General features: G+C 67.8%; 10 protein-coding genes. 5 read left to right on the top strand and 5 right to left on the bottom strand.

Translation table 11 applies throughout. The features are described 5' to 3' along the window. Positions 1-11: 11 nt before the first annotated feature. The 3 genes from AC1RM6_RS16725 to AC1RM6_RS16715 all read right to left on the bottom strand — a co-directional run bounded on the left by AC1RM6_RS16725 (position 12) and on the right by AC1RM6_RS16715 (position 3287). Complete coding sequence (locus AC1RM6_RS16725) at positions 12-632, bottom strand: M23 family metallopeptidase (RefSeq protein WP_493103186.1); 621 nt, start codon at positions 630-632, stop codon at positions 12-14. 9 nt (positions 633-641) lie between these two features. Continuing rightward, the gene (locus AC1RM6_RS16720; protein ID WP_493103565.1) at positions 642-1583 is read right to left on the bottom strand and encodes a L,D-transpeptidase family protein; all 942 of its coding nucleotides are present in this window, start codon (positions 1581-1583) and stop codon (positions 642-644) included. A 123-nt stretch (positions 1584-1706) separates the two neighbouring features. Further along, positions 1707-3287, bottom strand: coding sequence for a peptide chain release factor 3 (locus AC1RM6_RS16715; RefSeq protein WP_493103184.1), 1581 nt, complete (start codon positions 3285-3287; stop codon positions 1707-1709). 195 nt (positions 3288-3482) lie between these two features. On the opposite strand from AC1RM6_RS16715, the gene AC1RM6_RS16710 reads away from it, so the two are divergent. Then, positions 3483-4661, top strand: coding sequence for a BaiN/RdsA family NAD(P)/FAD-dependent oxidoreductase (locus tag AC1RM6_RS16710; RefSeq protein WP_493103183.1), 1179 nt, complete (start codon positions 3483-3485; stop codon positions 4659-4661). Here the strand turns inward: AC1RM6_RS16710 and AC1RM6_RS16705 are convergent. After that, positions 4616-5782 (bottom strand): acyltransferase family protein, encoded by a 1167-nt coding sequence (locus AC1RM6_RS16705; protein WP_493103182.1) that lies wholly within the window; start codon positions 5780-5782, stop codon positions 4616-4618. The two genes, AC1RM6_RS16710 and AC1RM6_RS16705, sit on opposite strands and share 46 nt — an antisense overlap. Positions 5783-5961: 179 nt before the next feature. Between AC1RM6_RS16705 and AC1RM6_RS16700 the strand changes: the two genes are divergently transcribed. Both AC1RM6_RS16700 and AC1RM6_RS16695 read left to right on the top strand, forming a co-directional pair. Continuing rightward, positions 5962-7770, top strand: a complete 1809-nt coding sequence (locus AC1RM6_RS16700) for a DEAD/DEAH box helicase (RefSeq protein ID WP_493103180.1) — start codon at positions 5962-5964, stop codon at positions 7768-7770. Between the two features lie 10 nt (positions 7771-7780). Then, positions 7781-8239, top strand: coding sequence for a YaiI/YqxD family protein (locus tag AC1RM6_RS16695; RefSeq protein ID WP_493103178.1), 459 nt, complete (start codon positions 7781-7783; stop codon positions 8237-8239). A gap of 172 nt (positions 8240-8411) precedes the next feature. On the opposite strand, the gene AC1RM6_RS16690 is transcribed toward AC1RM6_RS16695, so the two are convergent. Then, positions 8412-10277, bottom strand: a complete 1866-nt coding sequence (locus AC1RM6_RS16690; RefSeq protein WP_493103176.1) for an ABC-F family ATP-binding cassette domain-containing protein — start codon at positions 10275-10277, stop codon at positions 8412-8414. 137 nt (positions 10278-10414) lie between these two features. Between AC1RM6_RS16690 and acs the strand changes: the two genes are divergently transcribed. Further along, positions 10415-12355: an acetate--CoA ligase gene (gene acs, locus AC1RM6_RS16685; protein ID WP_493103174.1), complete on the top strand. Its 1941-nt coding sequence runs from the start codon at positions 10415-10417 to the stop codon at positions 12353-12355. A gap of 74 nt (positions 12356-12429) precedes the next feature. Next, on the top strand, positions 12430-12963 hold the full coding sequence (locus AC1RM6_RS16680; RefSeq protein ID WP_493103172.1) for a cytochrome b: 534 nt from the start codon (positions 12430-12432) through the stop codon (positions 12961-12963). The last annotated feature ends 202 nt before the right edge of the window (positions 12964-13165 follow it).

Here is a 13165-nt window from a genome sequence, read left to right as displayed (position 1 = left end):
CTCGGATAGCATCAGCGGCCACCGAGCAATGGATAGGGATTGACCCCCTTGCCTTGCCACCAGCTCTCGCCCGGTGCCATCGCCTTGATCTCATAATGGAGATGCGGCCCGTCGGGGCTGGCGTCGCCGGTCGATCCGACCGTGCCGATCACCTGGCCGCGACGCACCGCCTGCCCCTCGGCGAGGCCCGCGGCATAGGCGTCGAGATGGGCGTAATAATCGACCCAGGCGCCGCCGGTGCGACGGATGTAGACGGTGTGGCCGCCGAGCTTGCTTTCGAAGATCTTCTCGACCGTCCCGCCCGCCGCGGCGATCACCGGGGTGCCGCGCGGCGCCATGATGTCGAGCGCGCCATGCGCGCGGGCGCCGTCGCCGCGGGCATCGCCGAACGTGTCCTGGAGCTGGTCGGCGGCGACCCCCGAGACCGGGATCACCAGCCCGCTGTCGCGGGGCACCGCCGGCACCACCACCTGCGGGGGGGCCACCGCGGGTGCGATCGTCTTCGCCGGCCCCGCGCTCGCGCTTGGCGCCGGGTTGGTGCCGCCGCCTTGGCCAGGCAGGTTCAGGTAGATCACCCAGCCGAGATAGGCGACGATCAACAGCAGCAGGACGAAGACGATCTTGCGGATCATTTGGGCATCCTATTCCTGGAAGATCGCGGGCGTGCCCGGCTTCACCATCATCGCCAGCCGCGCCGCATCCCAGTTGGTCAGCCGGATACAGCCATGGCTTTCGGTACGGCCGATATTCTCGGGCCGCGGCGTACCGTGGATGCCATAATGCTGCTTGTCGAGATCGATCCACACCACCCCGACCGGGCCGTTCGGCCCCGCGGGCAGCAGCGCCTTCTTGTCCTGGCTGCTCGCGTCCCAGAACAGCTTGGGATTATAGTGGAAAGTTGGGTTGTACGACTTGCCCTGGATCTTCCAGGTGCCGATCGGCAGCGGATCGTGACCGCTGCCCATCGTCGCCGGGAATTGGGCGATGAGCTTGCCGGCACCGTCGAAGGCGCGCAGCACGCCGTCGGACTTGTCGACCACCACCTTGGCGGCCTCGGGCTGGTCGGAGCCGATATTCAGCGTCCACAGCGTATCGCGCCATTCGGGCTTGAGATCGTCGGCATAGTCCTGCTTCGGCGGCATCACATTGGGCGCCTTGATCATCGCGCCGGCCGCCAGCTTCGTGCCCTTGCCGTTGAGCGCGATCAGCGTCGCCGGGGTGGTGTGGTAGCGCTCGGCGAGCTTCTCGATGACGTCGGCATAGCCCAGCGCCTTCAGCTTCGCCTGATCGGATTCCTTGGCCGGAATCTTGCCGACGAACGGGCCGGCGAGGATTTGCGGGGTCAGCTTGACGTCGATGACGGTCGGCATCTCGCGATAGGGATCGAAACTCTTGAGGGTCGCATCATCGAGTTCGCCGGTGACCTTGAGCCCCTTCGCCTCCTGATAGCCCTTGAGCGCCTTGGCCAGCGACATGCCCTTATGCCCGTCGATCACCCCGGGCCCAAAGCCCAGCCGGTCGAGCAGCACCTGCGCGCCGAGCACCGCCTGGTCGATCCCGGGCTTCGCCGGGGGCGCCGCCATCGTCGCGCCTGCCAGGGATCCTGCCAGGATCATCGCGCTCACAGCTACTCGCACATCACTCTCCTCGTTTCATAACGAGGGCAGAACGTCCGGACCCCGATTTCTATCCTCGGGTGATTTCGATCAGCGCCGATCCTTGGTGGCGGAGAAGCGGATCGTCGGGAAACGGCCGACGATATAGTTCAGCTCCCACGCGTCCTTGGCCATGAACACCGGCTGGCCGTCGCGGTCCTCGGCCATCGCCGAGCGATGGAGTCCCTTGAACTCCTCGATGGTCTTGTCGTCCTCCGCCGAAATCCAGCGCGCGGTGTCCCAGGGCGAGGCTTCGAAGCTGGCATCGACCTTATACTCGGCCTGGAGCCGGCTGATCAGCACGTCGAGCTGGAGCTGACCGACCACGCCGACGATCCACTGCGAGCCGATCGACGGATGGAAGACCTGCATGATCCCCTCCTCGGCCATGTCGTTGAGCGCGTTGCGCAGCTGCTTGGTCTTGGTAGGGTCGCCGAGCTTGACCCGGCGCAGGATTTCGGGCGCGAAATTGGGCAGGCCGGTGAAGCGGATCATCTCGCCCTCGGTCAGCGTGTCGCCGACCCTGAGCGTGCCATGATTGGGGATGCCGATGATGTCGCCGGGAAAGGCTTCCTCGGCGAGTTCGCGATTCTGCGCGAAGAACAGGATCGGGCTGTGGATCGCGATCGACTTGCCGGTGCCGACCTGGTTGAGCTTCATGCCGCGGCGGAACTTGCCCGAGCACAGCCGCATGAACGCGACCCGGTCGCGGTGCTGCGGGTTCATGTTCGCCTGCACCTTGAAGATGAAGCCGGCGACGTTGGGCTCGCTGGGGTCGACCGCGCGCGGATCGCCCGGCTGCGGGCGCGGCGACGGCGCGAATTCCGCCAGCGCATCGATCAGCTGCTCGACCCCGAAATCCTTGAGCGCCGACCCGAAATAGACCGGGGTGAGATCGCCGTTGAGATAGGCGGTCTCGTCGAACGCCGGATAGCCGACCTGCGCCAGCTCGGCCTCCTCGCGGAACTGGGCCAGCCCCTGTTCGGACAGCAGGTCGTTCAGCTGCGAGTCGCCCATGCCGGCGACCGAGGTGGCGTCGCCCTCATAGGCGTTGCTGTCGCCACCGGGCCGGTAGAGCCGGTCGCGGGCGAGATCGTAGATCCCCTCGAACTGGCCGCCCATGCCGACCGGCCAGCTCATCGGGGTGACGTCGAGCGCCAGCGCATCGGCGATCTCGTCCATCAGCTGAAAAGGTTCGCGGCCCTCGCGGTCAACCTTGTTGACGAAGGTGATGATCGGCACCGAGCGCAGCCGGCACACCTCGAACAGCTTGCGGGTCTGCGGCTCGATGCCCTTGGCGGCATCGATCACCATCACCGCCGAGTCGACCGCGGTCAGCGTGCGATAGGTGTCCTCCGAGAAATCCTCGTGGCCCGGGGTGTCGAGCAGGTTGAAGGTGATGCCGTCGCGTTCGAAGGTCATCACCGACGAGGTGACCGAGATGCCGCGCTGCTGCTCGATCTTCATCCAGTCCGACCGCGCGCGCCGGTTCTGCCCGCGCGCCTTGACCTCGCCGGCGAGATGGATCGCGCCGCCGAAATAGAGCAGCTTCTCGGTCAGCGTGGTCTTGCCGGCATCGGGATGCGAGATGATCGCGAAGGTGCGGCGGTCGGGGCGGTTCTGCTTGCTCATGATAGGGGCGGCCGATAGCAGCGTTGGCGTCCTTCTATAAGCCCCTCCCTTTCAAGGGAGGGGTTGGGGTGGGTGCGAGCGACAAGGTCGCGAGCTCCCGCAGCCGCCCCGCAAAGCTACGACGGAGGCATCGAGCCTCCGTCTCCGCCACCCACCCCCTGCCCCTCCCTTGAAAGGGAGGGGGGAGATTCGTCGATGCCCACCCACGACATCATCATCATCGGCGCCGGCGCGGCGGGCATGATGTGCGCGCTGACCGCGGGGCAGCGCGGGCGGCGGGTGTTGCTGCTCGACCATCTCGACCGCGCCGGCGCGAAGATACTGATCTCGGGCGGCGGGCGCTGCAACTTCACCAATGTGAATGGCGGCATGGCCGACCGCTATATCTCGGCCAATCCGCATTTCGCCAAATCGGCGCTCGGCCGCTTCAGCCCGGCCGACTTCATCGCGCTGGTCGACGCGCATGGCATCGCCTGGCACGAGAAGACCCTCGGCCAGCTGTTCTGCGACGGGTCGGCCAAGCAGATCGTCGCGATGCTCGAGGACGAATGCACCAAGGGCGGGGTCGAGACCCGGCTGCTCACCCGGATCGCCGGGGTGGCGAAACCCGACGATCTTTTCCATATCGAGACTCCCGGCGGCACCTTCACCGCGCCGTCGCTGGTGATCGCGACCGGCGGGCCGTCGATCCCGAAAATGGGCGCGACCGGCTTCGCTTATGACGTCGCCCGCCAGTTCGGGCTCAAGGTGGTCGAGCCCCGCCCGGCGCTCGTCCCGCTGACGCTCGGCACCGACGACCGGATGTTCGAGAGTCTGTCGGGGGTCTCGCTCGACGTGATCGCGACCAGCGGCAAGACCGCGTTCCGCGAGGCGGCCTTGTTTACCCATCGCGGCCTGTCGGGCCCGGCGATCCTCCAGATCAGCAGCTATTGGCGCCATGGCGGCGCGATCGCTCTCGACCTGCTGCCCGATCGCAACGCAGCCGAACTGCTCCTCCAGGCGAAGCGCGAACGGCCACGTGCGGAATTCCGCACATATTTGCGTTTTTTGTTCGCCGACCGGCTGGCCGATGCGCTGACCGACCGGCTTGGACTGACGGGCCTATTGGCCGCCCAGAAGGACCAGGCGCTGGATCAAGCCGGTCGGCGGCTCAACGGCTGGAGCTTCACTCCCAATGGTTCGGAAGGCTTCGCCAAGGCCGAGGTGACGATTGGCGGGGTGTCGACCGACGGGCTCGACCAGCGCAGCCTGGCCGCGAAGAAGGTGCCGGGGCTGCATTTCGTCGGCGAGGCGGTCGACGTCACCGGCTGGCTCGGCGGCTATAATTTTCAGTGGGCGTGGGCGAGCGGCCGCGCGGCGGGCGAAGCCGCCTGAGGACGGCGCAGCCGGCCGCCGCTCAGCAGGTCGGCCGTCTCGGGGGACACCAGCTGGATCGCCTTGGCCAGCCCGATCGCGAAGAGCATCGCCAGCGCCGGCTGCAGCAGGAAGAAGAGCGGCCAGAGCGGCTGCCCCATCGCCCCGGTCAGATGGTCGCCGATCGCCGGCGCCAACAGCCACATGAACAGCAGGTGCGAGCAGAACAGGAAGAAGGCGAAGGGTTCGAGCCGGCCGAAGCGCCGGCCGAGCACGGTCCCGGCCAGCGCGATCGCCGCGCGCCACGCGACCAGCGCCGCCGCGCCGCGGGTCGCCAGATCGACCAGCGCGACGAAATGCACTTCGTAAGCGCCGGCCTCACCCGCACGGACCGAGAGCAAGATCTTGAACGGCACGATCAGCGCGAACGGCAGCACCGCCTGCCACAGCGGGATCGTCGCCAGCCGCTCGGCCCAGCCCTGGCGGCGGGCGACGATGCCGAGGGTGAAGAACATCAGGATCGACGGCCGCAGCAGGATCGGCAGCTGCCAGTTGCCGACCACCCAGACCGCGACCACAGCGACGAGCAGCACGAGCCAGCGCGTATCGGCCTTCACCAGCAGCGGCGCCGCGAGCATGCACAGGAACAGGTCGCGCATGAACGCCATCTGGACGTTGATGTCGCCGGCGCGGGTGAGGTTGAGGATATTGTCGGCGAGCCACAGCCCGTCGCCGAGCAAAGGCGCCACCACCCAGTGGAGCGCACCCGCACCGACCACCAGCACGATCGCGATGATGTTCCACACGACCATCGGCGCGAGGATCGCCCGCGCCTTGCCGCGCACGAATTCGCCATAGCCGCGCCGGCCGACCGATCGGGCGACCAGCCAGCCCGAGACGATGCTGAGCAGCGGCACCGCGCTGCGTCCGAACAGCTCGACCAGCGACCAGCGCAATATGTCTTGGCCCGAGCCCGCCTGCATCGCCATCCGGTCGCCGCCGAGGCCGGTCCAGGCATGGACATAGACGATACCGAGGATGCAGATCAGCCGGGCGAGGCCGATCGCCGCCGACACCGGCGGACCGCCCGCGACTCGCGCGGCGGCATTGTGCAGCGGGCTGGCGGAGGAGATCGCATCCATCCGCATCACCCTAGTTTCCGCAGCTGAACGCCGGCTGTCTTCGTGACGGCCGAGCAACGGTTCGCCGCCAAACGGGCACGGCCAAACCCGCGCTGGCTTTTTCGGCGTCCCGCGCCTATATGGACCGGGAACGCGCCAGCGCGCCGATGCGCCGCCGCCCCCATATTATCGGATACCAGATGCCCTTTTCTTCCCTGCCGCGGCCCGTCGCCGAGGCAATCGCCGCCCGTGGCTATACCGCCCCGACCCCCGTCCAGGCGCAGGTCATCACCGAGGAGGCCCGCGGGCGCGATCTGCTGGTGTCCGCGCAGACCGGATCGGGCAAGACCGTGGCGTACGGCCTCGCGATCGCCGAGACCCTGCTCGGCGAGTCCGAGACGCTGCCCCGGCCGGGCGAGCCGCTCGCGCTGATCATCGCCCCGACCCGCGAGCTCGCGCTCCAGGTCGAACGCGAGCTGCAATGGCTCTACGCCAAGCTCGGCGCACGGGTGACGAGCTGCGTCGGCGGCATGAATGTCCGCGTCGAACAACGTGCGCTGGCGCATGGCTGTCATATCGTCGTCGGCACTCCGGGACGCCTAAAGGATCATCTGGAACGCGGGAACCTGCAGCCGGGCTCCCTGCGCGCGGTGATTCTCGACGAAGCGGACGAAATGCTCGACCTGGGGTTCCGCGAGGATCTCGAGGAAATCCTCGACATGACCCCGCCCGAGCGCCGCACTTTGCTGTTCTCGGCGACGATGCCCAAGCCGATCGCGCTGCTCGCCAAGCGCTACCAGCGCGACGCGCTGCGCATCCAGACCGCCAATGACCGCGAGAGCCATGCCGATATCGATTATCGCGCGATGGCGGTCGCCCCGGCCGACATCCAGCATGCGGTCGTCAACGTCCTGCGCTTTCACGAAGCCAAGGGCGCGATGGTGTTCTGCGCGACCCGCGAGAATGTCCGCCGGCTGTCGGCGACGCTGACCGAGCGCGGCTTTTCGGCGGTGACGCTGTCGGGCGAGCTCAGCCAGAACGAACGCAACCATGCGCTCCAAGCGCTGCGCGATCGCCGCGCCCGGGTCTGCGTCGCGACCGACGTCGCCGCGCGCGGCATCGATCTACCGGGCCTCGAACTGGTGATCCATGCCGAGCTGCCGATCGATCCCGAGACGCTGCAGCACCGGTCGGGCCGCACCGGCCGCGCGGGCAAGAAGGGCACCTGCGTGCTCGTCGTCCCCTATCCGCGCCGCCGCCATGCCGACCGCCTGCTGCGCGCCGCCAATGTCAACGCGACCTGGGAGGGCGTGCCCACCCCCGACGCGATCTATGCCCGCGACCAGGAGCGGCTGATCGAGAATCTGTCGGTCGGCGAAGTCGCCGAGGAGGATCTCGAGGTCGCCCGCAAGCTGCTCGAGACGCGCAGCGCCGAGGAGATCGCCGCGGCGTTCGTCCGCTCGCAGCGCCAGGCTCTGCCCGCCCCCGAGGACCTGATCGACGCCGGCCCGATGCGCCGCGACGATCGCGACCAGGGCCGCGATGCCGGTGGCCGCGATCGCGACCAGGGTCCGCGCGACCAGGCGCCGCGCCCGGGCTTCGAGGACACCGTCTGGTTCCGCATGGACATCGGCCGCAACGACAATGCCGACCCGCGCTGGCTGCTGCCTCTGGTCTGCCGCCGCGGCCACATCACCAAGCGCGAGATCGGCGCGATCCGCATCTTCCCGACCGAGACCCGCTTCGAGATTCCGCGCGAGATGGCCGCGAAGTTCGCCGAGGCGGTCAAGAAATCGGCTGGCGAGGATGACGGCGTCAATATCGAGCCCGCCGACGGCGCCCCGCCGGTCGCGACCCTGCGCCCGCGCAAGAGCAACTACCGTGCGGCCAATGCCGGCGCGCCCCGTGGCGACGGTCCCCCGCGCGGCTTCGCACCCCGCGGCGACGGCCCGCGTGGCGGTGCGCCCAAGCGTTATGCGCCCAAGCCGTTCGGCAAGGGCCCGCGCTAAGGCCTGAACGATGCCGTTTGAGATCCTCGTCGACGCCGATGCCTGTCCGGTGAAGGACGAGGTTTATCGGGTCGCCGAGCGGCATCAGGTGCCGGTCGCGATCGTCTCGAACGGCGGCATAAGGGTGCCCCAGCACCCGTTGTTCCGCCGGATCACCGTCGGCACCGGCTTCGATGCCGCCGACGACTGGATCGCCGACAACACCACGCCGGCGTCGATCGTGATCACCGCCGACATCCTGCTCGCCGAACGCTGCGTGAAGGCCGGCGCGACGGTGATCGCGCATAATGGCCGCCCGTTCACCGCCCAGTCGATCGGCCAGGCGGTCGCGACCCGCGCGCTGATGGCCGACCTGCGCGCGATGGGCGACGTCTCGGGCGGCCCGGCGCCGTTCGCCAAGACCGACCGGTCGCGCTTCCTGCAGGCGCTGGACGAGGCGGTGGTGCGGGGGAAGCGGACGGCGCGGTAAAACCCGTACCGTCGCCCCGGCGGAGGCCGGGGCCGCCCAAGATTCGCGCCAAGATCGACCCGGTCAGCGCGCCATTTTATCAGCAGTGGCGCAAGCGCAGGGCCGATTGCCGTGCGCGGCAACGTAGCGACCTGCTTGGGCGGCCCCGGCCTCCGCCGGGGCGACGGCCCTGTCAGGCCGCTTCTTCGAGCGCCTCGTTCGCTTCGAGCCACTCGGCCTCGACGATCTCGAGTTCGCGCTCGACCTCGCCGCGCAGGCGCATCAGCTCGCCGGCCGAGCGCTTGGCATCGGCGGGCGCGGCGCTCGACGGATCGAACAGCGCCCGGTCGATTTCGGAACGGCGCGCGGTCAGGGTGGCGATCTTCTGCTCCATCGCCTTGACGGTCTTGCGCAGCTCGGTCGCCTTTTCGCGCGCTGCGGCGGCGGCCTTCTTGTCCTTCTTCGATCCCTTGGCGCCTTCGCTGCCCTTGGGCTGATTCTTGCCGAGGATGAAGTCGGTATAGTCTTCGAGGCTGCCGTTGAATTCCTGGGCGACGCCGTTGTCGACCAGCACCAGCCGGTCGGCGGTGAGTTCGATCATGTGGCGGTCATGGCTGACGATCACCACCGCGCCCTCATAGGCGTTGAGCGCCTGGACCAGCGCCTCGCGCGCATCGACGTCGAGATGGTTGGTCGGTTCGTCGAGGATCAGCATGTGCGGCGCGTCGCGGGTGATCAGCGCCAGCGCGAGCCGCGCACGCTCGCCGCCCGACAGCTTGCCGACCTTGGTGGTCGCCTTGGCGCCCGAAAAGCCGAAACGGCCGAGCTGGCCACGCACCGCGGTCGGCGCCATGCCCTTCATCAGCCGGGTCATATGTTCGAGCGGGGTATCCTCGCCGTCGAGTTCCTCGACCTGATACTGGGTGAAATAGCCGACCCGCATCTTGCCCGAGACGCTGATCGAGCCTTCCATCGGCGCGAGCTGGGCGGCGAGCAGGCGGGCGAGCGTGGTCTTGCCGTTGCCGTTGCGGCCGAGCAGCGCGACCCGGTCGTCGGGATCGAGCCGCAGGTTGAGCCGCTGGAGGATCGGCTTGCCCTCGGTATAGCCGACGCTCGCCATGTCGAGCGTGACCAGCGGCGGCCGCAACTCGTCGGGGCTCGGAAAAGCGAAGGACAGGGTCGGATCGTCGGCCATCGCCGCGATCGGCTGCATCTTCTGCAGCATCTTCTGGCGCGACTGCGCCTGTTTGGCGGTCGAGGCGCGCGCGCTGTTGCGGGCGATATAGTCCTGCAGCTTGGCGCGCTGCGCGTCCTGCGACGCCTTGGCGGCGGCGAGCTGGGCGGCGCGTTCGGCGCGCTGGCGCTCGAAGCTGTCATAGCCGCCGGTGTAGAGGGTGGTCTTGCCGCCTTCGAGGTGGAGGATATTGTCGACGACATTGTTGAGCAGGTCGCGCTCATGGCTGATGACCACCATCATCGCCGGATAGGACTTCAGGAAATTCTCGAGCCACAGGGTCGCTTCGAGATCGAGATGGTTCGACGGCTCGTCGAGCAGCAGCAGATCGGGTTCGGAGAACAGCAGCGAGGCGAGCGCGACGCGCATCTTCCAGCCGCCCGAATAGCTGTCGAGCGGACGGCCCTGCATCTCCTCGTCGAAGCCGAGGCCGACGAGGATGCCGGCGGCGCGCGCGGGGGCGGTATAGGCGTCGATCGCGATCAGCCGCTCATAGACCTCGCCGAGCCGGTCGTGATCCTGGCATTCCTCGCTCTCGATGAGCAGCGCGGCGCGTTCGGTGTCGGCGGCGAGCACCGCCTCGATCGGGGTGGTGGTGCCGCTCGGCGCTTCCTGGGCGATATAGCCGATGCGGGTGCCGCGCGGCATGTCGATATCGCCGTCGTCGGGATCGATCGATCCGATCATCGCCTTCATCAGGGTCGACTTGCCGGCGCCGTTGCGGCCGATCAGCCCGACCCGCGATTTGGGCGGAAGCGCCGCCGAGGCGCGGTCGAGGATCGTGCGCCCGCCCAGGCGGATCGTGACGTTCGAGAAATTGAGCATGCGCGCGCCGATAGCAGCAGTTGCGGGATTCGGCCAGTGCTGCACTGCAAAACACACCGCGTTTCGAGCGAGGTCCCTTGAAGCCGGAACGGGCCTGAACCAATGTCGCGCCGAATCGCGATAAAGAGAGGCCATCCATGTCCGACATCTACCCCGTCCCCGCCATCTGGGCCGAGCGCGCGAAGGTGGATGCCGCGGACTATGAGGCGCTCTACGCGCGATCGACCGGGCCCGACGCGCACGCCTTCTGGATCGAACAGGCCGAACGGCTCGACTGGATCGCCAAGCCTACCCGCAGCGACGAAAGCTCGTTCGCCGAGCAGGATTTCGCGGTGAAATGGTTCGCCGACGGCGTGCTCAACGTCTCGGCCAACTGCATCGACCGGCATCTGCCGACGCGCGCCGACGATGTCGCGATCCTGTGGGAGCCCGACCTGCCCGACGAGGCGCCGCGCAGCTTCACCTATGCCCAGCTCCACGCGGAGGTCTGCCGCTTCGCCAATGTGCTCAAGGGCCGGGGCGTCCGGAAGGGCGACCGCGTCACCATCTATCTGCCGATGATCCCCGAGGCGGCGTTCGCGCTGCTCGCCTGCGCGCGGATCGGCGCGATCCATTCGGTGGTGTTCGGCGGCTTCTCGCCCGAGGCGCTCGCCGGCCGGATCGAGGATTGCGATTCGACAGTGGTGATCACCGCCGACGAGGGCCGGCGCGGCGGCAAGAAGGTGCCGCTCAAGGTCAATGTCGATGCCGCGGCGAAGCATTGCCCGAGCCTCGCCTCGGTGATCGTGATCCGCGCGACCGGCGGCGACGTCGCGATGACCGCGGACCGCGACCATTGGTATGATGAGCTGGCCGCGGAGGTCTCGGCCGACTGCCCGCCCGAGCCGATGAACGCCGAGGATCCGCTGTTCATCCTCTACACCAGCGGATCGACCGGCAAGCCCAAGGGGGTGCTCCACACCACCGGCGGCTATCTGCTGTGGGCGGCGCTGACCCACGACATCGTGTTCGATTACCGGCCGGGCGAGGTCTATTGGTGCGCCGCCGATATCGGCTGGGTCACCGGGCACAGCTATATCGTCTACGGCCCGCTCGCCAACGGCGCGGCGACGCTGATGTACGAGGGCGTGCCCAACTGGCCCGACGCCAGCCGGATCTGGCAGGTGGTCGACCGCCACAAGGTCGAGATCATCTTCACCGCGCCGACCGCGCTGCGCGCGCTGATGAAGGATGGCGACGATTTCGTCGCGAAGACCTCACGATCGTCGCTGCGCCTGCTCGGCACGGTCGGCGAGCCGATCAACCCCGAGGCGTGGCGCTGGTATCATGAGGTGGTCGGCGAAGGCCGTTGCCCGATCGTCGACACCTGGTGGCAGACCGAAACCGGCGCCGCGCTGATCGCGCCGCTGCCGGGCGCGACCCCGCTCAAGCCCGGCAGCGCGACCAAGCCGCTGTTCGGGGTGGTGCCCGAGTTGGTCGACGCCGAGGGCCGGATTCTCGAAGGCGCCGCCGAAGGCAATCTGCTGATCGCGCGCGCCTGGCCGGGGCTGATGCGGACCGTGTGGGGCGATCATGACCGCTTCTTCCAGACCTATTTCGCGGCCTATCCGGGCAAATATTTCACCGGCGACGGATGCCGCCGCGACGAGGACGGCTATTACTGGATCACCGGCCGGGTCGACGACGTGATCAACGTATCGGGCCACCGCATGGGCACCGCCGAGGTCGAGAGCGCGCTGGTGCTCCACCCCAAGGTCGCCGAGGCGGCGGTGGTCGGCTTCCCGCACGACATCAAGGGCCAGGGCATCTATGCCTATGTCACCCTCAACGCCAATTGCGGCGAGGCGAGCGAGGCGCTGCGCAAGGAACTGGTCGCCTGGGTCCGCACCGAGATCGGCCCGATCGCCGCCCCCGACGCGATCCAGTTCGCGCCGGGCTTGCCCAAGACCCGCTCGGGCAAGATCATGCGTCGCATCCTGCGCAAGATCGCCGAGGGCGACATATCGTCGCTGGGCGACACCTCGACCCTCGCCGATCCGGCGGTGGTCGACGACCTCGTTGCCCATAGGGTCCATTGACGGAACCGATTGCATAGATAGCCTGTTCCGGGTCGCGAACGTTCAACAGGCCGCGATCATAGAGGAGGCTGGCGATGACCGAACAGGTGCTGCACTATAACCGGGTCGCGCGCTGGCTGCATTGGACGATCGCGGCGCTGATCATCGCCAACCTCGTGCTCGGCATCTTCCATGACGGGCTAGGCAAGGCGTTTCCGGCGATGCCGATCCACAAGTCGATCGGCCTGCTGGTGCTGCTGCTCAGCCTGATCCGCCTCGGCTGGCGCCTCACCCACCCCGCCCCGCCGTTGCCCGCGTCGATGATGCGGATGGAGGTCGGGCTGGCACATGGCCTGCACTGGCTGCTCTACGCGCTGATGATCTTCATGCCGCTGTCGGGGTGGATCTTCAGTTCGGCCGGCAAATATCCGCTCGGCTTCTTCGGCCTGTTCGAGGTCCCGAAATTCGCGCTGACCAAAGCCGACCCGATCGTCGGCCTCGCCCATCAGGGGCATGTGGTGCTGGGTTATGCGATGGCGGCGTTGGTCGTGGGGCATATCGCGGCGGCGTTGCGGCATCATTTTTTGGTGAAGGATGGGGTGTTGCGGCGGATGTGGCCGGCGGGGTGAATTTGGCTAGGCCTACGACTGCCTTTGGGAACAATGCCGTCGTTCCAGACCGAGCTTTCGAACGGCGGTTTCTATCAGTAGCCGCCATCCAGCCTTTGCTAGACCGGCATCGCTGGACGACGGAAGTTGGGCCGTTAGTCGACTGACGGCGTTTGGGTTTCCCACGCAAGACAGCGGACGTCGGACGAACCCAGCGGTCGCG

The organism is Rhizorhabdus sp. GW822-FHT03C02, from assembly GCF_058801765.1.
The sequence above is the reverse complement of the archived record's forward strand: the minus strand, read 5'-3'. Positions and strand labels throughout refer to the sequence as shown.